Here is a 21754-nt window from a genome sequence, read left to right on the forward strand (position 1 = left end):
AAGCTGGAGCTTTCTCTTATTAGAAGAATTGACCCAAACCAGATGAAAAAGAAAATACTAATTGTTGATGACGAAGTAAACATTGGTTTACTACTTTCAAAATTTCTCACGAGAAATGGCTTTGATGTTGCTAACGCGATAACCGGTAGTTCAGCACTCGACAATCTAAGCAAGCAGTCATTTGATTTGGTACTTTGCGATTATCGGCTTGATGATACAGATGGGCGAGAGATGTTAATTAAAATTAAAGATCTCTATCCCACTACGGGAGTTATCATTATTACAGGCTATTCTGATATTAAGCTTGCGGTGGAACTTATTAAACTCGGTGCTTACGATTATATTACTAAGCCCTTGTATCCCGATGAGATTTTAAATACCATAAACAAAGCACTTGAAACACAAAGGGCTTTAAACGAAAACAAAAGCCGTCGCTCTAAAAATAGTAGCAGTAACAGCGAAGGAGAATTTATTAGTAATACAGAATACATCGATGGAAGGAGCGAAGCTTCTTCGAGCCTGCTTAAACAAATACAACTAATATCCCCAACTTCATACAGCATTATCTTAACCGGAAAAAGCGGTACGGGCAAAGAGTGCGTGGCCAAAACCATTCACCTTAATAGCTTAAGAAAAGATAAGCCTTTTGTTGCCATGGACTGTGGGTCGCTAACCAAAGAACTTGCAGGGAGTGAGTTCTTCGGCCATGAGAAAGGAGCCTTTACCGGCGCACTATATACTAAAATCGGGCATTTTGAGCAGGCGAATGGGGGAACGCTTTTTTTGGATGAAATAGGAAACCTTTCTTACGAAATACAGGCGGTACTTTTAAGAACGGTGCAGGAAAGAAAAGTAAAACGTATTGGTAGTACCAAAGAAATTGATTTAGATGTTCGCATAATTGTTGCAACGAATGAAAATTTAGTCGATAACATTGCAAAAGGAACCTTTCGGGAAGATTTATTTCATCGTTTTAATGAATTTAACATACACTTACCATCTTTAAAAGACAGGGGTAAAGATATTTTAATTTTTGCTGATAAATTTCTGGCAATTGCCAATGCAGAACTCAATAAAAATATAAAAGGATTTTCTGCGGGTGTAGAGGAAGCGTTTTTGAACTACGGCTGGCCTGGTAATGTGCGTGAGCTGAAAAATGTGATTAGACGGGTAGCTTTACTTACAGATGGAAGCGAGATTCAAGTTGATGTACTGCCACTAGAGCTTTCCAACTTTGTGAAAAACTATCCTAAAGTTATCGCAGAGGAGCAATATGCTAACCATTTTACAGAAGTACCCAAAGATTTGAAGAATGCCGCACAGCAGGCAGAATATACCACCATTCTTGGCGTGCTGAAAGAGGTAAACTTTAATAAAACGAAAGCTGCAAGCATTCTTCAGATAGACAGGAAAACGCTCTACAATAAAATAAAAGCGATAAAGATAGCTGGTGTACAATAATTATAAAATCCCTAAAACAAATTAAGAGGTTAAGTGCTTTAAGGAATACCAAGCGTAATCAAAAATATGTCAGTATTTTCTTATAAACAGCGCAATAATATTAACCTCGTCATTATTATAGCGCTAGGTTTATTAATTGCATACTCATTACAAGAAATCTTTTCGGCAATATTGAGTACCCTGGTGCTTTATACCATCATGAGACCTGCCTATATTCATATGGCAGAAGTTAAAGGCTGGAACAAAAGGCTGGTTGCAATATTGTTAATTTCAATTAGCATTATCCTAATTATACTTCCTTTTTATGGCTTAAGTAGCATGGTCATCAGCAAAATTTCGGAGCTAAAAAACAACGAAATTTTCTTTAGAAACTTGCTCGTTAAAGTACAGCACCTTATTCCCATAAAAATTAATGAAGAGCTGATTCAGGAAGGACTTAATCGGCTGGGCAACTGGGCTACGCAGCTCTTTCCTTCGCTCATATCTAGTGCGGTGAACATTGTGTTAAGTCTGCTGGTAATGTATTTCCTACTTTACTTCATGCTAATAGAAAGGGTTAAGTTCGAAGAATCGCTGATAAAATATGCGCCATTTAGAGAACAAAATGCGCTTAGATTCGGTGATGAAATGAAAAACACCACCTATGCTAATGTGCTTGGCCAGGGTTTAATTTGTCTTGTTCAGGGCTCTCTGGTAAGCATTTCCTTTTATGTACTTGGATACAAAGACCCGGTGTTCTGGGGGGTAATTACTACATTTATTTCCTTCGTTCCAATTTTGGGTCCGCCGGTAGTGTTTGTGCCTGCAGCTATTTTACAAATCGCCAGCGGAAATAATTTTGAAGGATGGGCCATGTTAATCTTCGGTTTTGTAGTGATTATTAACATCGATAACGTTTTGCGCTTTATCATTGCGAAAAAAGTTGGAAATATTCATCCAATCATCACTGTTATTGGCGTAATTATTGGTATCCCATTGTTTGGAATATTAGGGCTGGTTTTCGGCCCGCTACTATTATCTTATTTTATTTTGCTCGTTAGAATTTACGAATCCAGTACTTTAGCATCAGAAAGATTGGAAAGAATTAAAACAAATAATGAGCTTAACGAGTTATAAATATAGCTTAACAATAAAATAATATAGTATGCTTATATTGTAAACGTTAAACCCTTAAAATACATTTATTATGAATGATAACTCAAAAGTTGTAGTTGCTCTTTTAGCAGGATTAGCCGCAGGTGCTGCACTAGGTATTTTGTTTGCGCCAGATAAAGGTGAAGAAACACGCGATAAATTAAGTCAATCTTTAAAAGATTTAGGCGATTCGATTAAAGATAAAGCTGCTGACGAAATTAATAACTTATCAAGTTTAAAAGAGAAAGTGGTAAGCTCGATTAAAACAAAATTGAGAAGTGTAGAAGAAGAATACAGCGACGACGTAGAGCACGCTTAATACCAAATAATAACTGGGCGTTTAGCTACGCTCAGTTACATCCCCATCTAAACTATGCAAGAAAATAAAGAAAAAAGCATTGAAGATATTGTAGAAGATGCCAAAGGCTACCTCGATGCCAGAGTAGAGTATACCAGGCTTTACCTGGTAGAGAAAGTATCGAAAATTTTTGCGGATTTGGTAACCAATACAACAGTTATTGTTTGCTTCATCCTTGCATTTCTTTTAGGATCTGTAACCCTGGCGCTTTATTTAGGAGAGGTATTGGGAAGTTATGCTGGTGGCTTTGGTTGTGTATCGTTATTTTACATCTTAATAGCGGTAGTTGTTTACCTTACAAAGGATAAATATATCGAGAAAGCCATTATCAATATGGCTATAAGGAAGTATTTTGATAAACTTGCAGATAAGGAGGAAGAAGATGAGAAGCTATAAAACCATCAGAAACCTTGAAGACCTCCAGGCAAAAAAATTAGAGTTGAAGGTTGAATATACTCTTAAGCAGACCTTACTTATTGCAGGAGCAAAAGGTTATGTTAAACAATTTACTTTAGGCGCATTAATTAAGAAATATGCAACGCCGAGCAATTTGTTTAAAGCAGATGATAAGCTGAACCTAAGTGGTACAGCAATGTCGCTTTTGTTGCCAATGGTAATGAACAAAACCCTTTTTAGGGGAGCCGGATTTTTAACAAAAGCTGCCGTGGGTCTAGTTTCCGGAAAAGTAGGAAAATCTCTTGATGCTGAGCACTTGTCGGCAATTTTTAACTCGGTAAAAGGATGGTTTGGTAAGCGCCAGGATAAAAAATCGAAAAAATTTATTGATTACGGCATTCCGCCGGATAGCGAAACTTATTAGTTTAGTGGTTCATTAGCCATTAGTTTAACAGTGAACATGAGATCCAAATGGTCTTGATAACAAAAGAGCCTCAGAATTTTAAAATTCTGAGGCTCTTTTGTTATTGCTCGTAGGTAGATCATCGCTCCTGGCTATGAACAAACCATCGATCTTTTCTAAAACCCTTAATGTTAAATTTACAAATCTGTTTTAATTTTCAATTCTTTCAGCTGCTTTTCGTCGATTGTACTTGGGCTATCAATCATCACATCTCTACCAGAGTTATTTTTTGGGAAAGCAATTACATCGCGAATTGAATCTAGACCGGCGAAAATGGATGTTAACCTATCGAAGCCAAAAGCGATACCACCATGTGGCGGGGCACCAAATTCGAATGCATCCATTAAGAAACCAAATTGTTTTTGAGCTTCCTCTGCACTAAAGCCTAAATGTTTAAACATTAACGCTTGTAATTCCCTATCGTGGATACGGATAGAACCACCACCAATTTCAGTTCCGTTAATTACCATGTCGTAGGCATTCGCACGAACATTTTTCGGATCAGTATCTAGCAACGCGATGTCTTCTGGTTTTGGAGAAGTGAAAGGATGGTGCATTGCATGGTAGCGCTCCGTTTCTTCGTCCCATTCTAAAAGCGGAAAATCCAACACCCAAAGTGCTGAGAACGTATTTTTATCGCGTAAGCCTAAACGGTTACCCATCTCTAACCGGAGTTCGTTTAGCTGCTTGCGTACTTTATCTGTAGAACCGGCAAGCACTAAAATTAAGTCGCCTTTTTCGGTTTCGAAAGCATCGCTCCATTGTTCTAAATCGGCCTCATTAAAGAACTTATCTACTGATGATTTTATTGTTCCGTCTTCGTTATGGCGGGCGTAGATTAAACCGGTTGCACCAATTTGCGGGCGTTTAATAAAATCTGTTAATTCATCTAGCTGCTTGCGGGTATAGCTTGCGGCACCTTTGGCATTAATACCAACCACAAGTTCTGCATTATCAAAAACAGGAAAACCCTTGCCCATTACTATATCGTTGAGCTCCACAAACTTCATGTCGAAACGGGTATCTGGTTTATCAGATCCGTATAAACGCATAGCATCTGCATATTGCATACGAGGCACTTCGGGTAAATCGTAATTGCGTACTTCTTTAAACAGTGTGCGGATTAAACCTTCGAAAGTATTTAGGATGTCTTCTTGTTCGATGAAAGACATTTCGCAGTCAATCTGAGTAAATTCTGGCTGGCGATCTGCTCTCAAATCTTCATCTCTAAAGCATTTCACAATTTGAAAGTACCTATCAAAACCCGAAACCATCAGCAATTGCTTAAAGGTTTGTGGAGATTGTGGGAGTGCGTAAAATTCGCCCTCGTTCATGCGGCTTGGTACCACAAAGTCTCTTGCACCTTCTGGGGTTGATTTAATTAATACTGGTGTTTCAACCTCTATAAAATCTAAACCATCTAAATATCTACGTACCGATTGGGCCATTTTATGACGCAAAACCAGGTTGTTTCTTACCGGGTTGCGGCGCAAATCCAGGTAACGATATTTCATCCGTAATTCATCACCACCATCGGTTTCATCATCAATCATAAATGGTGGTAATTTAGCAGCGTTTAAAATCTCCAATGCAGTAATTTTAATTTCTACATCGCCGGTAGCCATTTTCGGATTTTTGTTGCTGCGCTCTACAACGGTACCTGTAGCTTTAATTACGAACTCGCGACCTAAAGCACGGGCAGATTCGCAAAGCTGACGATTATCATCCATGTTAAAAACAAGCTGGGTGATGCCATAACGATCGCGAATGTCTATAAAAGTCATCCCGCCCAAATCTCTGGATTTTTGTACCCAACCACACAAGGTTACACTTTCGCCTAAATTAGCAAGGGTAAGTGCACCGCAAGTTACTGTTCTTAACATATGTTGTAATCTAAATTGAGCGGCAAAAATACCGATTTTGTTTGAAAGTTTAGAGGAGAAGATTCTATGAAATTTATGTTAACATTTTGGTTGCCAAAGAAGGAAGAACCATGCTCCATTTGAGATTAATATTTTTCTTCGAGCACTATTTCAACGGCTGTAGCTTTCCATGCGCCACCAACATTTTTCCAATGGTAAAGTTCTTCAGTTTGAATGGTTTGCTTTTTAGCAAAAAGTAGTCCTTTAACATAAACTACAGATTTTCTGGCAATTTTTTCTTCGAATACATCGTTTTCAAATGAAGATTTTATGCGATAGTATGTAGTAGAGATCGCTTTTGTTTTTTGAAAGAGTTTTTCGGTTTGATATAGCAACTCTTTCCTATCATAAACGGTTGCATCAGCATTAGTATATTTAAGGTCTTCATCAAACTGGTTGATGTAAAGTGCTACATCTTTATTTTCGAATGCGGAATTAAGTTTGTGGTGTAGCGCATCTATTTCTGCTGTGATTACATCGTTTTGCATGGGTTTAAGTTAAGGTTTTGTAGACTACTTTTAAAATTATTGTAGATTTCTATTGTAAAGATAAACACGTAAGCGCCGTTAGGGTTTGGGTTTTGTAGCACAATGCCTGTGTATAATAAACCAGATTGATGTTGAAATACTTTTTGGAGTAACTGCTTTAAAAGCCCTTGCACTTTCACAAAAAGATGGAAACGAAAGCGGGACTATCGTAGCCGAAGCGCAACTGAACTTGCTTTTCTAATTATAGGCAATTTGCAACAAAAAGAGATTTAGACAAATTTTTCTAACTTGATGCAACGTTTTAAAATCAGTTATGTCTTATTATCAGAATATTCGAAAAAATTTTGGAAGCGGTATACATCGATAAAAATCTTTTACTGGTTAAAGCGTGCATGCAGGGCAGCAGGGCGGCACAATTTGAATTGTACAAATTGTATGCTAAGGCGATGTATAATGTGGCGTTACGCATTTTAAATTATGAAGAAGAGGCAGAGGATGTGTTGCAGGAGTCGTTTCTTGATGCATTTACAAGAATTGTGGATTTTAGGCAGGAAACTACTTTTGGGCTTTGGCTGAAGCAAATTGTAATAAATAAATCGATTAACTATTTGCGCAAAAGAAAGATGGAGTTTGTGGGTACTGATGCGCTTGAGGAGCTGCCAGAGGAAACAAATTTTGATGATGAGCACAAAGAATTACGGGTAGAAGAAATAAAAAATGGAATTGCAATGCTGCCAGACGGCTACAGGGTAGTGCTCAGTTTATACCTGTTAGAAGGTTATGACCACGAGGAAATTGCACATATTTTAAAGATTAGTGAGAATACCAGTCGAACGCAATACATGCGGGCAAAGAAAAAATTGAAAAGCATTTTAGAACAGAAAGGGATGAGAGATGAATAACAGATTAGAAAATTTCGTGAAGGAAAATAGGAGGGGTTTCGATTTTATGGAACCACCTGCGGGCCTTTGGGATAAGATTGAAAAAGAGCTGGATAGCAAAAAACAAAAGAAACCATTGAAGCTTCATTTATGGTTTAGCGCTGCGGCGGCAGTGGTTATTGTTTTGGGTTTAGGTTGGTTTTATACGCAAACGATGCAACAGAATGACTTGGAACTTGCTGATGTGAACGCTGCCTATGCAAAAAAGGAGGTTCATTTTGCGGGATTGATTACTGAAAAAAGGGATAGCCTGGCCATATTTGCTGCTGCAAACCCTGAATTATACCGAAAATTTACTGCCGATTTGAGAAAATTGGATGAAGAATATGAACGTCTGAAAAATGAGTTGCCCGTATCGCCAAATCAAACTTTTGTGGTAAAGGCTATGGTAAAAAACCGAGAGATACAGTTGCAACTTCTTAAGCAACAGCTTTTAATTATTAACCAGGTTGATGATTCTAAAAGGGTAAATCAAATTTAAATGGTGCAACAGGCAAAATGCGGATGCCTGGTTGATAAGAATAACGCATGCTCACAACATTTAAGGTTCAGTGCCGGTCGGCAGGTACGAAAACTTAAAGTGTTAAATAATTTGAAAACATGAAATCGAAAACTTTTATTGCCGTTTTGGTATTAACTACCACACAAATTTTGGCACAGCAGAATGTTGCTGTGTTACCGGTTGCTCCCGAAAGCTACGCGATAAATACGCGTGTAGAAGCTACAACAAGTAAGCCACAGGCAGAAGCAGAAACAACCGATGCAGAAAGAGTGAAATCTTTTAGCAAAAGTTTTAGTGCTGATGTAAATGATAAGATTACCTTTAATAACCAATATGGTTCCATTATAATTAAAACGTGGGATAAGAAGGAAGTTAAAGTTGATATTGACGTTAAAGCCTACAGCAACTCGGATAGCGAGGCGCAAAAATTAATTGATGCGGTAAGTATTGATGCAGCCAAAACTGGCGATGCCATTTTAGTGAAGACGAACATGGGAGAAAGAAATGGCCGATATGGACGTGGAGTTAAAAATGGTGTAACCACCTGGCGGAGAGAAGTGAAAATTAATTACGTGGTTTATATGCCCGCAGTTAATTCACTTACTGTGTTGCAGCAATACGGCAATGTTGAAATGGGAAATTTTTCCGGACCAACATCGCTTAAAGTACAGTATGGCAATTTAACCGTAGGTAATTTAAGCCACAGTAATAATTACATTAATGTGCAATACGGTAAGTGCGATATTCAAGACCTAAATACAGGGGTGGTAAAACATAGCTACAACGGGCCCGTAACTATTGGTAGCGCAGGAACTTTAGAGCTTGATGCAGAATACGTGGATGTGAATATTAATAACATCCGCAAGTCTGCTGATATTAAAGTTCAATACGGTAAGGGTTTAACGATTGGTACTATTAGTGGTAACCTTTTGCTAAATGCCGCCTATGCAAAAGTTAACATTAATACCGTAAAAGGTAACGCGGTTATTAAGCAGGCTTATGGAGATTTGAACATAGCTTCTGCCGGGAAACTTGGGGTAAGTGCATCATATACAAACGTAGTTATTGGCACCTTAAATGGCGATGGCAATATTAAGCTGGATTACAATAGGTTAAGAGTAAACGAAATTACCGGAGCTTGCAAGAATTTTAATTTTGATGGCGACTACGCAGCTGTTGATTTAGGTTTTGAAGAACGATATAACGCAAATTTTAGTGTATCTACCTCATACGCCGGGTTTAAATATGGAGAGCATGTTGCGGCTAGCTTGGTAAGCAAAAATGATAATGAGAAAAAATATGAGGGCAAGATTGGCAATGGGGGTTCAGCGAACGTGAGTGTAAAAAGTGAATATGGCTCCATTACCTTTAAATAGCATAAAAACCGGTAAATGAGCTAGTCTCGCCGGTTTTTGCCGAGACTTTTTTATATTTAACCCTTGATGAGAATCTTATTTCTATTTTTCCTTTTGACAATTTGCTTCGGCCTGCACGCCCAAGATGCACCTGTTAGATGGGCAACACAGGAAACCTTTTTTGAAGATTTGATTGGTAAAAGATTGCCCAATTTTGTAGGAAAGAAAACAAATGGAAAGCCATTTAATAGCGAGGAGTTAACGGGCGAAGTAGTTATTATTAATTTTTGGTTTGAAAAATGTCCTCCCTGCATAGCCGAAATGCCAGAACTTAACGAGCTGGTGCATCGGTATAAAAATAAGCATGTGCGCTTTATTGGTATCACTCACGATTTGCCCATGCAAGCCAAAAGATTTCAGCAGAATAAAGAATATCTGTATGAAATCGTCTCCCTAAAACCCGATGTGATCCGGAAGTTGAATATTAACCATGGCTTTCCTTCAAATCTTGTTGTTGGAAGCGATGGAAGAATTTTATTCGCAACCTCCAACGTTTCTTTTAAGGATGATAGCTTAAAACCGAAGGCAATAATGTTTGAAAGTGCAATAAAAACAGCCCTTGAGGCTTTGAAATAGAAGCTTACTCAATTACCGTTGTACGACTGGATTTCAATTCTGCCTTTTAAAGAATATATTCTTCATTAATGGGTTTAATCGGCTCGGGAATATCTGTCTCCTCCAACATCTGCAAAAGATTGATCTCAATTGTGCGGGTAATCTGGTTTAAAGGCACCCCTGCAGAATTGTTTTCGAAAGGATTTACCAGGCTCATTCCGTTGATTTGGGTAGATACAAATACAAAGCCAATTAGCCAGCCCAGGAAAATAGCCCAAGGTCCTGCAGACTGGCTGATTACCAAAGTAAAAGTTACTACAAAAAGCCAGATAAATACTTTGGTTAAATAAGTGTAAGTGGTGGGAAAAATTGTGTTTTTAATTCGCTCACTCATTCCCATCGAATCAGAAAAGCGAACCAGCATTTCGTTTATCTCCATAAACCGAAATCCATCAATTTTATTCGCTTTAGAGAGTTTTTGTAAATCTCTGGATTGAATATTTAAAATGGCATTATGAAAGTTGTTGTGTTTTTCAATTTCCTTCAGGTCATCATCGGTAAGGTACTTGATGTATATCTCATCTACGGCACCTCTCAGGCTTGCTTTTAAAGCATATAAAAACGCAATATGACGCAAAATCATTCTTTTAGAAGTCGCCTCATCTTCATCAACGTAGTTGATTAACGCCCTTGCGAAAGACCTGGAATCGTTTACCAACGCTCCCCAAACCTTTCTTGCTTCCCACCACCTATCGTATGCCTGGTTATTATTGAAACCTATAAAAAATGCGATTGCGGTACCTAACAGCGTAGGTATTATTGATGGAATTTCGAAATGGTGTGCTATTAAGTAAGCCCGAACAAAATATGCTGCTGTACAAGATGCGATCATAATTAGATCTACATGCCAGGTGTTTCTTAGAATTCTACTTAGTCTGATATTCTGAATTAATAGCATAAATTTTTTTTTCGTATCAAATACAATTTTTAAGCCGAAATGTTTCTTTGGTAACAATTTAATTTGCAACGGATAAGCCTTACTGTTTTAAGGTTCAAATGTTTATATTCGAAATCCAAATATTGAAAACCTTATGAGCGAAACGTTACCGAAGAATAACATTTTCAAAGTTATTGGTGCATCATCTTTAGGCACCCTGATCGAGTGGTACGATTTTTATATCTTCGGTAGCTTAGCTGTAATAATAGGCAGCCAGCTTTTCCCAGAAGATGCAGGTGCTTCAGCACTTATTAATACATTGGCAATTTTTGCTGCCGGTTTTATTGTACGACCTTTTGGTGCGTTGGTTTTTGGTAGATTAGGCGATCTAATTGGTCGTAAATATACTTTTTTGCTCACGCTTGTGCTTATGGGAGGCTCTACGTTTTTTATTGGCCTAATTCCATCTTACAAGAGCATTGGCTATGCGGCACCTATTTTAGTGCTGCTATTACGCCTTATACAAGGTTTGGCCCTCGGTGGAGAGTATGGCGGAGCTGCTACTTACGTGGCCGAACATGCGCCAACAAACAGGCGTGGTTTTTTCACCAGCTGGATTCAAACCACTGCTACATTAGGCCTATTCCTTTCACTCGGTGTTATCGTAATTACAAAGAATATATTGGGCGCTAGTGCCTTTGGAGATTGGGGCTGGCGGATTCCTTTCTTGCTATCCATCCTACTTGTAGTGGTTTCCATTTACATCAGAATGAAGATGCACGAATCGCCAATGTTTTCGAAGTTAAAAGCTGAAGGAAACATATCTAAAAATCCATTAAAGGAAAGTTTCAATAATAAAGCTAATTTTAAAATGGTTTTACTGGCTTTATTTGGTGCAACAATGGGGCAGGGGGTAATTTGGTATACCGGCCAGTTCTACGCACAATCTTTCCTCGAAAATACCTGTAAACTTGATTTCAACGACTCCAGATACATTTTACTGTGGGGAATAGCATTTGCAACGCCGTTTTTTGTAATATTTGGCGCATGGAGTGATCGGGTAGGACGCAAATGGATCATGCTCAGCGGCATGTTGTTAGGGATTATTTTTTATCGCCCCATCTATCAAACGTTTTTAGATGATACTGATTTTACTAAAATAACGCAGAGCGATGTATCTGCATCACTTGTTCAGCCGGCAAAAGCCTTAGTAATTGTAAATAGTTTAGATAGCATCAGAACGCAATCAACTAAAGTAACGTTAACTAATGGAGGCTCATACAATAAAATCCAAACCGACACCATTTCAGTTAGTAGAGGTATTGTACCGGGTTCAGAGGTAATTAAAGATAAAGTGTTGCCTACTGCCGTTTTCTGGAAATTTGTCGGATTAATATTTTTCCAAATCCTGTTGGTTACTATGGTTTATGGCCCAATTGCCGCTTTCTTAGTAGAGCTTTTCCCAACTAAAATCAGGTACACCTCAATGTCTCTACCTTACCATATTGGTAACGGCGTATTTGGTGGATTGGTGCCATTCATCGCAACCTTGATTGCAAGCTTTTCTGGCTCTACACCACTTTCAGGCTTATGGTATCCTATTGGGATTGCTACCTTAAGCTTAATCATTGGCGCATGCTATCTCACAAATAAAAAAGACGACAACATAAACGACTAAATAATGAACGGAATTAAAAAAATTTTAGGTTTGGTTTGGATGGCTTTAGGTCCAGTAGCAATGATTTTCTTATTTATGCAGGCTATTGATAAGGTGGGCTTGACCCATACCGAAATTGAAAAAACCAATACGATCTTACAATGGGGAATTATTTTGTTCATCTTTTTCCCCATTAGTTTGGGCCTGATGATCTTTGGCTATTACGCTTGGAAAGGTGAATACGATAGATTAACAGATTGATCTTAGTGAGCAAAAAATAAAAAAACCCCTATGCGATGCATAGGGGTGGATATATAATGACCTCATAGGTAGAGGGTATAATGTACGATTATCCTTGTTTCTTAGCCGTGTCTTTTAAAGCCTCGTTTGCAACAATCACAATCTCTACACGGCGGTTAGCTGCACGTCCAGCATCTGTTTCATTATCGGCAATTGGCTCAGAGAAACCTTTACCAAGTGTTACCAATCTGGTAGATGGAACGCCTTGTGAAACTGCATATGCTTTAACCGCTGCAGCTCTTCTTTCAGATAAGCCTTGGTTGTATTGTTCGGTACCTTTGCTGTCTGTATGCCCAATGATTTTAATATCTGTATCAGGATACTGGTTTAAAGATGAAGCCAAACTCTGAATATTGCTTTTCGCAGCATCTTTTAACGCTGTTTTATCGAAATCAAAAAGAATACCGCTATCAAATTTTACAATAATTCCTTCACCTTCACGGATAACCTCTGCATTTGGAATTGCTTTTTGAATCTCAGCTGCTTGTCTATCCATCCTACGACCGATAAAAGCACCCGCGGTACCACCAATAGCGCCGCCAATTAATGCACCTACTGCAGTATTACCAGCTTTCTTACCAATTAGTGCACCAACAACACCACCAGCTGCAGCACCAATACCAGCGCCTTTTTGTGTCTTAGTTAAACTATCACAACTTTGCAACGCCATCGATCCAACTGCTAACCCTATACTTAATGTTGCTATCCTTACTTTTGAAATACTCATAATAATCTAGATTTTTAAATTCTAATGGTTCGTATTCAAACACGATGCCAAAAAATTATGCAAGCGAAATTTATTTCCATTTGCCAGTAAATAGTAGCGATAAACGCATATTGATTCATAAAAAAAGGATATGCTATCGCATACCCCTTTAAAATGTATCATTCTTAGTACAAAGCTATGCCGAGAAATAGTTTTCTAATTCCTTAAGTGTATTTTCATCGGTTCTGAAATCTTTTATAACCCTTCCTTTTTCTACCAGGATAATGCGATTGCAAACATCGGTAACATGGTTTAAATCATGACTGGAAATAAATGTTGTCATTTTTCCAGGATAATCTTTCAGTATTTTTTTCAAGCGAATTTGTGTAGTTGGATCTAAGTTTGCGAACGGTTCATCCAAAATTAATAACTCTGGTTGCTGCATTAGCGCTGCTGCAATGCCTACTTTATTTTGGTTTCCTTTGCTAAAATCTCTAATGTACTTGCCACTGTTTAAAATTTCACCATTAAAAAAATCTGTATACTGGCTTATGTAAGCGGCAACATCTGCAACGCTAAGGTTATTTAAGCTTCCAATAAATGTAAAATACTCTTCTGGTGTTAAGTAATCTATAAGAAAGCCCTCGTCTAGAAAAGAGGCGGTGTATGCTTTCCATTTATCATTTGACATTACATTTTCACCTTTGGATAATATTTCACCCTCACTTGGGCGAATTAAATCCAGGATCATTCTGAAAAATGTTGTTTTGCCGGCTCCATTGTTTCCAACCAAACCAATGGTTTCTCCCGGTGCAATTTCAATACGATCTATGTTTACAACAGTTTTATCGCCGTAAACCTTTTTCAAATTTTTTACTTCTAAAATCATAACTTATTCTCTAAAGCCTTCGGCTATTTTATAACGTTTCTGTTCAAATTTTTTTACAATGAAGTTTACCCAAAAGTTGCGCATTAACAGCATTATGGTACCGAATGTACCCACAGCCGCCAAGCCCCAATAAGGCATGCCTAGTATTCCGAAAGGAAGATACATTAATATTGGGGTTAAAGCATAAGGGAACATCAGTAGCCATTGTGTGGCGCCTGTACCCTGCCAATTGAAACTTGCAGCCTTGGTAATGTCTAACCGTTTATAATTAAATGTTGCAAGATAAAGAACGATTACCGTACCGAAACCAATGTTATATAGGTAGCAAGCCAAATGCATCAACAATAATTTTGGGCTTAAAAATCCATAAAAGGTTGATAAAAGTGTAATCAATGTCGATGCTATGGTAAATAGCAAAAACTTCGCTTTTATAAAGTCTTTTGTGTTGATTTTATTGCTAAGCAAGCCATCAAAATGAGTACTTTGCCAGGCGAACATAAACTGACCATAAATGATGATGGAAACCCCTGTCATAAATATGCCTGCGAAAATCATCTTTCCGAAAGAATTAGACTCAATCATTGGTTGTTTGTAGAAAAAAAACCCGTAAGCGAGGAATATTAGACCCATTGTTAAGGACGAACGAGATCTTTTGTGGCGCAAAATAAGCTTTAATTCCAATGCCGCTAATTCGCCAATTTTTCCAAAGCGATTTAAGAAGGCATAATCTGTACTTACCTTTTTCTCTTGTTTAGTTCCAAGTTCTTCTATGTAAAGGTTTTTAAGCAAAAATGTAGTGTTCAACTTGAAAACGGCTAGGGCCAATATTGGAAAAGCAAAGCCTAAATAAGGACGATTGGCAATGCCTCTGAATACGAAGTCAGATGCAGAAGCTACGGAGATAATTTTAAAATATTCCAATGCAGCACAAGCGCCAATAATTAAAAATCCAGCGAATGTGTATAGCACATTTGTTATAGATTTACGTTTGATGTACAATATCAAATAATTGTTGAGCAGGGTAATCGAAACGATAGAAACGATATACATGATGGTTGGAAAAGCCCCATATTCATCTGTAATTTCTATAAAAATAAAAGGCAAGAAGATGAATAGCGGCCAGATATTGAAAGCAGAAAAAAGTGCCTTAATATTTAAAAAATCTACTATTTTGCCTTTTTGGATTTTGAGATGCAGGTAGGGAATAATACTTAATGTTGGTAGTTCCTGGAGCTGGAGCCTCATCACAAAGTCGAGTGCAAAATAAAATAAGATAATTCCGTTGAAACTTTTTAGCACATCTTGCCCAGGGAATATCTTCGATAAGAATAAAGCCATCCCAAAGCCAATCCCGATAGCAACGGCAAGAAAGTAGAGCATAAAAAATCCCAGCAAAACTTGTGTAGCGATGCTCCCTCCACGGTTTCTGGATCGCCAAAAAGATTTTCTCTGATGGCTTAAAAAAGTAGTCAGCATATTAGTTTAGTTTATAGGTTTAGTATTTAGTATCTCCCGAAGGAAAAATGTTACAATCAATAGTGGTATTTATCTTTCCAGTTTTGCCTAAGCTTCTCGCGAAGTTTTTCTTCCGCAACATTTTTTCCAGGATCATACAGCTTGGTTCCGCTTAATTCATCGGGAAAATACTCTTGCGGCTCAAAATTTCCGTTATAGCTATGCGAGTACTTGTAGTCTTTTCCGTAACCAATATTTTTCATCAGTTTGGTGGGTGCATTGCGAATGTGTAGCGGAACGGGGAGGTTTCCAGTTTGTTTTACCAGTGCCTGTGCTTGGTTTATAGCCTCATAAGATGCATTGCTTTTAGGTGAGCTGGCGAGGTATGTAACACATTGCGATAAGATAATCCTTGCCTCGGGATATCCGATTACATTTACGGCAGTAAAACAATTGTTGGCTAAAAGCAAGGCGTTAGGGTTTGCGTTGCCAATATCTTCTGATGATAAAATGAGTAGTCGCCTGGCAATGAATAAAGGGTCTTCCCCACCTTCTATCATCCTTGCCAACCAGTAAACCGCAGCATTTGGGTCGCTACCGCGGATAGATTTTATGAAAGCGGAAATGATATCATAGTGCTGCTCTCCAGCCTTATCATATAGCGCCAGATTTTGTTGGGCGTGTGCAAGCACATTATCATTATTTAAAACAATATTTCTGCCTCCGATACCATTAATGGCAATTTCCAGCACATTTAACAATTTTCTTGCATCGCCACCACTTAAGCGAATTAGCGCCTCATGCTCTTTTATCGTGATATCTTTCTCTGCTAAAACAGGGTCTTTTTGTATCGCTGTTTGCAATAAGCCAGCCAATTCGGCTTCCGAAAGAGATTTTAAAATGTAAACCTGGCATCGCGAAAGCAAAGCCGATATTACTTCAAACGAAGGGTTTTCTGTTGTAGCGCCTATTAGGGTAACCAAACCCCGCTCAACCGCTCCAAGCAAACTATCTTGCTGCGATTTACTAAAGCGATGAATCTCATCTATAAACAAAACCGGCAATCCTAGAAAGCTATCTTTGAGTTGGGCCGCCCTGTCAATTACTTCTCGAATATCTTTTACACCGCTATTGATTGCGCTCAAATTAAAAAATGGGCGATCTAAAGTTTGAGAAATGATATAGGCTAAAGTAGTTTTTCCCACACCTGGCGGCCCCCAAAAAATCATAGAAGGCAACTGCCCGGTCTCTATGGCCTTGCGCAAAACCGCATCTGTGCCTACCAAATGTTTTTGCCCTACATATTCATCCAGGTTTTGTGGGCGCATTCTTTCTGCCAATGGAGCTAGGTTTTGCATAATGGTAAATATATAAAATTTGCCTATTTTGTTTAAAGATTATTGCTAACAAGCGGACGGAAAGCGCTCAATTCATCGGCAATGAAACATTAAAACAATTGCTTAGATGCTTAGTTTATTAACTGCTATGATAATTAAAAATATAGATCGTCTTGTGCTCACGGTTGCTAATGTAGCCCGCACAAGTAATTTTTATACAAACGCTTTAGGTATGGAACTTTTGGCATTCGAAAATGACCATAGCATTTTAAAGTTTGGAGCGCAAGAGATAAATATTCAGCAGTTCGGACAGGATTTTGGACCGAAGGCTTATAAGCCCACACCAGGATCGGCAAGTTTATGTTTCAGCATCTCAGATGAGATGAGCGACGTGATGGATGAATTGATGAAGAAAGAAGTTGAGGTTGAAACTGGGCCAACAGTAAGAACGGTGCCGGATGGAAAGATAGTTTCTATTTATCTACGCGATCCAGATTGCAATTTAATTGAACTGAGGAGTAATGCATAAGGTTGAGTCAAATGTTATAAATTCCCTCTTACTATAATTCTTTTCTGATATGAAAGATAACTTTTCCACGCAAGCTGCAGATTACGCCATCTATAGGCCAACCTACCCACAGGAATTATATGATTATCTTTTCAGAATGGTTAAGATAGATGAAGCCGCGTGGGATTGTGCGACAGGAAACGGACAGGTTGCAAGGGCACTTGCACAGCATTTTAAACGAGTGTATGCGACTGATATCAGCGAAAAGCAGCTGGCTCAGGCATTGAAACTGCCAAACATTTTGTATAAAGTAGAGTCTGCTGAGCGGGCCAATGTGCCAGATGGGAGTTTCGATTTAATCACTGTGGCGCAGGCCATTCACTGGTTCAATTTCGATGCATTTTATAGCGAAGTGCAGCGCACCCTTAAACCGGAAGGTGTAATAGCGGTAATTGGATACGGCTTGATGCAAATTGACAAAAAAGTAGACCGGGTCGTTTTTAAACTGTATGAAGAAATTTTAGGCAAATATTGGGATAGTGAACGTAGGTACATCGAAGAAGGCTATCAAACTATTCCCTTCCCTTTCGAAGAATTTGCTACCCCACAGTTCAACATTCAAACTACCTGGAATTTTAACCAGATGATAGGTTATTTAAATACCTGGTCTTCTTTGCAACACTATAAAAAGGCAAATGATAGAAATCCACTAGAATATCTCTTTACTGAATTAAAGGCTGCCTGGGGCGATGACGCTATCAAGGATGTGCGCTTTCCAGTTCTTTTCCGTGTAGGAAAATTATTCAAATAGCAAGAAATATAAGCAATCAAGCTTTGTTCTGCTTAAGCGTACTGATTCATTTGTTGTTAGCTTATTTCAACGAATCCATAATGCCTAAAACTGTTAATTTTTTTTGCTCGCCACTTTGCATATTCTTCAAGGTTAGTTCACCGCTGGCTATTTCATCGCCGCCGATTAGCACTACGTAAGGAATATTTTTTGCATCGGCATATGCCATTTGTTTTTTAAGCTTCGCTGATGATGGATATAGTTCAGCAGCAATTCCTGCATTTCTGAATTGTTGCAAAATTGGTAAAGCATATTTTTCTGCTTCCGCATCAAAGTTGCTAATCAAAACCTTCGTTCCGATTTCTGCTGATGCCGGAAAAAGATTTAACTCTTCAAGTACGTCATAAATTCTGTCGGCCCCAAACGAAACACCAACGCCTGTTAAATCTTTGAGACCAAACATTCCTGTCAAATCATCGTAACGACCGCCTCCACCGATGCTGCCCATAGCAACTTCATTGGTTTTAACCTCGAAGATACAGCCAGTATAGTAATTTAACCCGCGTGCCAGAGTAATGTCTAATTCCAACTTTGCAGTTAGCGGCAAACCATAAGAGATAAGGTTTTCTACATATTCGAAAACTTCTTCTATTTCAGCTACACCTTTTAAACCAGTTGCCGAACCTGCTAAAACTGCTTTCAAGCTGCTGATTTTATCTTCATTAGTACCTTCTAATAGAATTACCGGACGAAGTTTTTCAAGGTCGTCGTCGGAAAAGCCGCGTTCCATCAGCTCTTTACTTACCCCGTCTAAACCAATTTTATCCAGTTTATCAATAGCTACAGTCATGTCAATAATTAAATCAGGTTTGCCTATAATCTCGGCAATGCCTGATAGAATTTTTCTATTATTAATTTTGATAGTAAAATCTTTAAGTCCCAATTTAGCTAAGGCCTCGTTATAAATTAGCACAAACTCTGCCTCATTTAATAAACTTTCTGATCCTACCACATCCACATCGCATTGGTAAAACTCGCGGTATCTACCTTTTTGGGGTCTGTCTGCACGCCAAACCGGCTGAACCTGAAAGCGCTTGAAGGGTAAAGTGATTTCGTGCTGATGCATCACGACATAACGAGCAAAGGGAACAGTTAAGTCGTAACGGAGAGCTTTTTCAGAAATTAACGTAATCAGTTTATTGCTATTTTCGTCCTGATGAAAATCGAAAGATTTCTTTTTAGCATCCTTAAGATACTCGCCACTATTCAAAATTTTAAAAATCAATTTATCGCCCTCCTCGCCGTATTTTCCTGTTAATGTAGAAAGGTTTTCGAAACTTGGCGTTTGAATTTCCGCATAACCATATTTTCTGAAAACTGATTTGATAGTATCATAAATAAAATTGCGTTTTACCATTTCTACGGGCGAAAAATCGCGTGTACCTTTTGCTAACGAGGGTTTAATAACTGACATAGCCGCAAAAGTACAAAAAGGTTCATTAACGGTGGATATGTTTTATCTCGAAGATTGAATCAATCGTTATTGCGATGCACGAAGCAACCTTGAAGCGTTAGTTGCAACTTACAACGATATCCCCGTTACTATAGAAATAATAACCTTTGTGTTATTCAAAGGAATCGTAAAAACAAGTAGTTTAGCGTTTGTTTCTTTTTATCAGATAAACTATCAACCAAACAATCAATCCAATTAGCACCATCAATAAAATAAAAACTACTAGAAGGATGATTACTTCTGGAGTGCCTATCATGGTAGCATAAGCAAAATTTATTAGGCAAACTAAATTGAAAGTTAAATAGAGCGATTTTAGTGTTTTCATATTCGCAATTTAATAATAAGTCGCGATAATCCCTACTTCCCCAATACGCCTTTAACCGCGTCCCTGTTTGGTTTAGATACGGGAATTTTATCGCCATTGGTCATCAGTAGCGTCCCCCCATCTTCTTTCAACCAGCTCTTAACAAATTTTGGATTTACTAAATGGCTTTGGTGCGCCCGAACGAAACCTTGCGGTTTAAGCAAATCGGAATATTCTTTTAAGGGTTTAGAAATGAGAATTTTCTCGCCGTCGTTTAAAAAGAAATTAGTGTAATTGTTATCTGATTCACACCTGATTATTTCTTGGTGATTAACATATCTGATTTCATTTTGCTGCGGTAGCCCAACTTTGCTGTAAAGTTTGGGAAATTCGGTCTTCGGTGTTTTTTCTAGAGTACTAGTTCGATGATTTACCGACTGGCCAAAGTTAATGGAAACAGTATTTGGCATTGCGGTTAAAGGTGCGCTTTTACTTTTCTTAACCAAGGAATAGATTAACACGAAGATTCCAATAAAAAATGCAAAGAATAAAAGACCCACAACTAAAAGAATCAGTAATTCCTCAGTACCAAGGTTAAGAAACGCCGCACGACTAACGTGGATTCCATAAGTAAGTATGAAAAAAGATCCGAAGATTATTCTACTATTCATGTTTGGAAGATTTGGTGCGCTTAACTAAGTATAAACATAACAAAATTATGGCCACCAAGAATAAAGAAACTAAAAAACCTACCATAACTAAAATTACAATTTCTGCTGAGCCTAAATTCAGAAATTGTGCTTTAGCAACCTGCAAACCATAAAAGATGGCTAAATAAAATGTAAAGAACTTTTTTTTCATGTTTGTGGATTAAATGTTAGCGAAAGTATTTGGGTTTCACTTTCTTCACAATCCTTGTTGAGGATTTATTGGCTTGTATCGAGAATTGGCCGGCTGGCAATTAGTATTGAAGCTACCTTGTTCTCCCTAATACGCCTTTAACCGCGTCCCTGTTTGGTTTAGATACTGGTATTTTTTCGCCAGACGTTAGCAACAAAATGCCCCCATCTTCTTTCAGCCAACTTTTAACAAATGCAGGATTTACCAGGTGGCTTTGGTGTGTTCTTATAAATCCATTAGGTTTTAGCAAGTCTGCATATTCTTTAAGCGACTTAGAAACCAACAACTTTTCTTTATTAGCCAAGAAAAAAAAAGTGTATGTGTTATCAGCTTCACAACGAACGATTTCTGATAAAGCAATGTATCTAATTTCGCTCTGCATAGGTAGCGCAATCTTACTAACTGCTGGTTGTGGAGATCTGATTTGTTGCAGTAGAAAATCGAGCTGCGAATTTTGAGATTGCAACGCCAATTTCTGATTCACTTTATTCACCGCAGTCTTCAACTCGTCAATATCTACAGGCTTTAATAGATAATCTAGTGCTGCAAATTTAACCGCCTGGATGCCGTATTGGTCGAAAGCTGTAACGAAAATCACTTCGAAATTTCTATTAGGGAGCGAGGTAAGTACATCAAAACCAGTTTGTTCGCCCATTTGGATGTCCAGGAAAACCAAATCGGGCAAATGTTTTTCTATAATTTTAACTGCATCGGCTACCGTTTGTACAGTAGCCAAAATATTCACCTGCGGACAATGCTTTTCCAGTAAAGTCCGCAGGTTTTCTAAATTGGCAACCTCGTCGTCTATTAAAATTGCTTTCAT

The 21754-nt window shown here is 38.2% G+C and carries 23 protein-coding genes; 13 read left to right on the forward strand and 10 right to left on the reverse strand.

All coding sequences use genetic code 11. The features are described 5' to 3' along the window. Positions 1-42: 42 nt before the first annotated feature. From OQ268_RS04835 to OQ268_RS04855, 5 genes are all read left to right on the forward strand, one after another. Entirely contained in the window at positions 43-1461 is a 1419-nt protein-coding gene (locus OQ268_RS04835) for a sigma-54-dependent transcriptional regulator (protein WP_265854969.1), read from the forward strand. Between the two features lie 66 nt (positions 1462-1527). Beyond that, on the forward strand, positions 1528-2577 hold the full coding sequence (locus OQ268_RS04840; RefSeq protein ID WP_265854970.1) for an AI-2E family transporter: 1050 nt from the start codon (positions 1528-1530) through the stop codon (positions 2575-2577). 70 nt (positions 2578-2647) lie between these two features. Further along, entirely contained in the window at positions 2648-2914 is a 267-nt protein-coding gene (locus OQ268_RS04845; protein ID WP_265854971.1) for a YtxH domain-containing protein, read from the forward strand. Between the two features lie 54 nt (positions 2915-2968). After that, complete coding sequence (locus OQ268_RS04850; RefSeq protein WP_265854972.1) at positions 2969-3349, forward strand: phage holin family protein; 381 nt, start codon at positions 2969-2971, stop codon at positions 3347-3349. Continuing rightward, positions 3336-3773 (forward strand): hypothetical protein, encoded by a 438-nt coding sequence (locus tag OQ268_RS04855; RefSeq protein ID WP_265854973.1) that lies wholly within the window; start codon positions 3336-3338, stop codon positions 3771-3773. The genes OQ268_RS04850 and OQ268_RS04855 overlap by 14 nt, the downstream gene beginning before the upstream one ends. Before the next feature lie 176 nt (positions 3774-3949). Here the strand turns inward: OQ268_RS04855 and aspS are convergent, their stop codons facing one another. Then, entirely contained in the window at positions 3950-5695 is a 1746-nt protein-coding gene (aspS, locus tag OQ268_RS04860) for an aspartate--tRNA ligase (RefSeq protein WP_265854974.1), read from the reverse strand. A gap of 125 nt (positions 5696-5820) precedes the next feature. After that, positions 5821-6222, reverse strand: a complete 402-nt coding sequence (locus OQ268_RS04865) for a nuclear transport factor 2 family protein (RefSeq protein ID WP_265854975.1) — start codon at positions 6220-6222, stop codon at positions 5821-5823. 392 nt (positions 6223-6614) lie between these two features. Here OQ268_RS04865 and OQ268_RS04870 point away from each other — a divergent pair, with 392 nt between their 5' ends. The 4 genes from OQ268_RS04870 (at position 6615) to OQ268_RS04885 (ending at position 9656) form a co-directional block, all read left to right on the forward strand. Beyond that, complete coding sequence (locus OQ268_RS04870; protein ID WP_407673994.1) at positions 6615-7124, forward strand: RNA polymerase sigma factor; 510 nt, start codon at positions 6615-6617, stop codon at positions 7122-7124. Continuing rightward, positions 7117-7644: an anti-sigma factor gene (locus OQ268_RS04875; protein WP_265854977.1), complete on the forward strand. Its 528-nt coding sequence runs from the start codon at positions 7117-7119 to the stop codon at positions 7642-7644. Before OQ268_RS04870 ends, OQ268_RS04875 begins: the two co-directional genes overlap by 8 nt. Before the next feature lie 119 nt (positions 7645-7763). After that, entirely contained in the window at positions 7764-9041 is a 1278-nt protein-coding gene (locus OQ268_RS04880) for a DUF4097 family beta strand repeat-containing protein (protein ID WP_265854978.1), read from the forward strand. Between the two features lie 66 nt (positions 9042-9107). Further along, positions 9108-9656, forward strand: a complete 549-nt coding sequence (locus OQ268_RS04885; RefSeq protein WP_265854979.1) for a TlpA family protein disulfide reductase — start codon at positions 9108-9110, stop codon at positions 9654-9656. 46 nt (positions 9657-9702) lie between these two features. On the opposite strand, the gene OQ268_RS04890 is transcribed toward OQ268_RS04885, so the two are convergent. Then, positions 9703-10593 carry a bestrophin family protein gene (locus OQ268_RS04890; protein ID WP_265854981.1) on the reverse strand — a complete coding sequence of 297 codons (891 nt, stop codon included), beginning with the start codon at positions 10591-10593 and terminating at the stop codon, positions 9703-9705. A 133-nt stretch (positions 10594-10726) separates the two neighbouring features. On the opposite strand from OQ268_RS04890, the gene OQ268_RS04895 reads away from it, so the two are divergent. Together OQ268_RS04895 and OQ268_RS04900 are read left to right on the forward strand one after the other, a co-directional pair. Further along, positions 10727-12250 (forward strand): MFS transporter, encoded by a 1524-nt coding sequence (locus OQ268_RS04895; RefSeq protein WP_265854982.1) that lies wholly within the window; start codon positions 10727-10729, stop codon positions 12248-12250. Between the two features lie 3 nt (positions 12251-12253). Next, on the forward strand, positions 12254-12490 hold the full coding sequence (locus tag OQ268_RS04900) for a DUF6814 family protein (RefSeq protein ID WP_265854983.1): 237 nt from the start codon (positions 12254-12256) through the stop codon (positions 12488-12490). An 88-nt stretch (positions 12491-12578) separates the two neighbouring features. On the opposite strand, the gene OQ268_RS04905 is transcribed toward OQ268_RS04900, so the two are convergent. The 4 genes from OQ268_RS04905 to OQ268_RS04920 all read right to left on the reverse strand — a co-directional run bounded on the left by OQ268_RS04905 (position 12579) and on the right by OQ268_RS04920 (position 16937). Further along, a complete protein-coding gene (locus OQ268_RS04905) occupies positions 12579-13256 on the reverse strand; it encodes an OmpA family protein (protein WP_265854984.1) in 678 nt (225 codons plus the stop codon). Between the two features lie 175 nt (positions 13257-13431). After that, positions 13432-14124, reverse strand: a complete 693-nt coding sequence (locus OQ268_RS04910) for an ABC transporter ATP-binding protein (protein WP_265854985.1) — start codon at positions 14122-14124, stop codon at positions 13432-13434. Between the two features lie 3 nt (positions 14125-14127). Next, positions 14128-15600, reverse strand: coding sequence for a DUF5687 family protein (locus OQ268_RS04915; protein ID WP_265854986.1), 1473 nt, complete (start codon positions 15598-15600; stop codon positions 14128-14130). Between the two features lie 56 nt (positions 15601-15656). Then, the gene (locus OQ268_RS04920) at positions 15657-16937 is read right to left on the reverse strand and encodes a replication-associated recombination protein A (RefSeq protein ID WP_265854987.1); all 1281 of its coding nucleotides are present in this window, start codon (positions 16935-16937) and stop codon (positions 15657-15659) included. Between the two features lie 127 nt (positions 16938-17064). On the opposite strand from OQ268_RS04920, the gene OQ268_RS04925 reads away from it, so the two are divergent. Together OQ268_RS04925 and OQ268_RS04930 are read left to right on the forward strand one after the other, a co-directional pair. Then, positions 17065-17445: a VOC family protein gene (locus tag OQ268_RS04925; protein ID WP_265854988.1), complete on the forward strand. Its 381-nt coding sequence runs from the start codon at positions 17065-17067 to the stop codon at positions 17443-17445. Positions 17446-17494: 49 nt separating this feature from the next. Further along, positions 17495-18235 (forward strand): class I SAM-dependent methyltransferase, encoded by a 741-nt coding sequence (locus OQ268_RS04930; RefSeq protein ID WP_265854989.1) that lies wholly within the window; start codon positions 17495-17497, stop codon positions 18233-18235. A 61-nt stretch (positions 18236-18296) separates the two neighbouring features. On the opposite strand, the gene hisS is transcribed toward OQ268_RS04930, so the two are convergent. From hisS to OQ268_RS04945, 3 genes are all read right to left on the reverse strand, one after another. Next, positions 18297-19688 (reverse strand): histidine--tRNA ligase, encoded by a 1392-nt coding sequence (gene hisS, locus OQ268_RS04935; protein WP_265854990.1) that lies wholly within the window; start codon positions 19686-19688, stop codon positions 18297-18299. A gap of 396 nt (positions 19689-20084) precedes the next feature. Further along, entirely contained in the window at positions 20085-20702 is a 618-nt protein-coding gene (locus tag OQ268_RS04940; protein ID WP_265854991.1) for a LytR/AlgR family response regulator transcription factor, read from the reverse strand. A gap of 302 nt (positions 20703-21004) precedes the next feature. Beyond that, positions 21005-21754, reverse strand: coding sequence for a LytR/AlgR family response regulator transcription factor (locus tag OQ268_RS04945; protein WP_265854992.1), 750 nt, complete (start codon positions 21752-21754; stop codon positions 21005-21007).

Source organism: Pedobacter sandarakinus (assembly GCF_026240095.1).
In the GTDB taxonomy this organism is placed as follows: domain Bacteria; phylum Bacteroidota; class Bacteroidia; order Sphingobacteriales; family Sphingobacteriaceae; genus Pedobacter; species Pedobacter sandarakinus.

What these genes read in the sequence shown, in the direction of transcription:
- OQ268_RS04900 (WP_265854983.1), top strand. Translation starts at nt 12,254, where the DNA reads ATGAACGGAATTAAAAAAATTTTAGGTTTGGTTTGGATGGCTTTAGGT.
- OQ268_RS04845 (WP_265854971.1), top strand. Translation starts at nt 2,648, where the DNA reads ATGAATGATAACTCAAAAGTTGTAGTTGCTCTTTTAGCAGGATTAGCC.
- aspS (WP_265854974.1), bottom strand. Translation starts at nt 5,695, where the DNA reads ATGTTAAGAACAGTAACTTGCGGTGCACTTACCCTTGCTAATTTAGGC.
- OQ268_RS04890 (WP_265854981.1), bottom strand. Translation starts at nt 10,593, where the DNA reads ATGCTATTAATTCAGAATATCAGACTAAGTAGAATTCTAAGAAACACC.
- OQ268_RS04855 (WP_265854973.1), top strand. Translation starts at nt 3,336, where the DNA reads ATGAGAAGCTATAAAACCATCAGAAACCTTGAAGACCTCCAGGCAAAA.
- OQ268_RS04905 (WP_265854984.1), bottom strand. Translation starts at nt 13,256, where the DNA reads ATGAGTATTTCAAAAGTAAGGATAGCAACATTAAGTATAGGGTTAGCA.
- OQ268_RS04920 (WP_265854987.1), bottom strand. Translation starts at nt 16,937, where the DNA reads ATGCAAAACCTAGCTCCATTGGCAGAAAGAATGCGCCCACAAAACCTG.
- OQ268_RS04865 (WP_265854975.1), bottom strand. Translation starts at nt 6,222, where the DNA reads ATGCAAAACGATGTAATCACAGCAGAAATAGATGCGCTACACCACAAA.
- OQ268_RS04850 (WP_265854972.1), top strand. Translation starts at nt 2,969, where the DNA reads ATGCAAGAAAATAAAGAAAAAAGCATTGAAGATATTGTAGAAGATGCC.
- OQ268_RS04940 (WP_265854991.1), bottom strand. Translation starts at nt 20,702, where the DNA reads ATGAATAGTAGAATAATCTTCGGATCTTTTTTCATACTTACTTATGGA.
- OQ268_RS04925 (WP_265854988.1), top strand. Translation starts at nt 17,065, where the DNA reads ATGATAATTAAAAATATAGATCGTCTTGTGCTCACGGTTGCTAATGTA.
- OQ268_RS04840 (WP_265854970.1), top strand. Translation starts at nt 1,528, where the DNA reads ATGTCAGTATTTTCTTATAAACAGCGCAATAATATTAACCTCGTCATT.
- OQ268_RS04885 (WP_265854979.1), top strand. Translation starts at nt 9,108, where the DNA reads ATGAGAATCTTATTTCTATTTTTCCTTTTGACAATTTGCTTCGGCCTG.
- hisS (WP_265854990.1), bottom strand. Translation starts at nt 19,688, where the DNA reads ATGTCAGTTATTAAACCCTCGTTAGCAAAAGGTACACGCGATTTTTCG.
- OQ268_RS04870 (WP_407673994.1), top strand. Translation starts at nt 6,615, where the DNA reads ATGCAGGGCAGCAGGGCGGCACAATTTGAATTGTACAAATTGTATGCT.
- OQ268_RS04875 (WP_265854977.1), top strand. Translation starts at nt 7,117, where the DNA reads ATGAATAACAGATTAGAAAATTTCGTGAAGGAAAATAGGAGGGGTTTC.
- OQ268_RS04895 (WP_265854982.1), top strand. Translation starts at nt 10,727, where the DNA reads ATGAGCGAAACGTTACCGAAGAATAACATTTTCAAAGTTATTGGTGCA.
- OQ268_RS04910 (WP_265854985.1), bottom strand. Translation starts at nt 14,124, where the DNA reads ATGATTTTAGAAGTAAAAAATTTGAAAAAGGTTTACGGCGATAAAACT.
- OQ268_RS04930 (WP_265854989.1), top strand. Translation starts at nt 17,495, where the DNA reads ATGAAAGATAACTTTTCCACGCAAGCTGCAGATTACGCCATCTATAGG.
- OQ268_RS04835 (WP_265854969.1), top strand. Translation starts at nt 43, where the DNA reads ATGAAAAAGAAAATACTAATTGTTGATGACGAAGTAAACATTGGTTTA.
- OQ268_RS04915 (WP_265854986.1), bottom strand. Translation starts at nt 15,600, where the DNA reads ATGCTGACTACTTTTTTAAGCCATCAGAGAAAATCTTTTTGGCGATCC.
- OQ268_RS04945 (WP_265854992.1), bottom strand. Translation starts at nt 21,754, where the DNA reads ATGAAAGCAATTTTAATAGACGACGAGGTTGCCAATTTAGAAAACCTG.
- OQ268_RS04880 (WP_265854978.1), top strand. Translation starts at nt 7,764, where the DNA reads ATGAAATCGAAAACTTTTATTGCCGTTTTGGTATTAACTACCACACAA.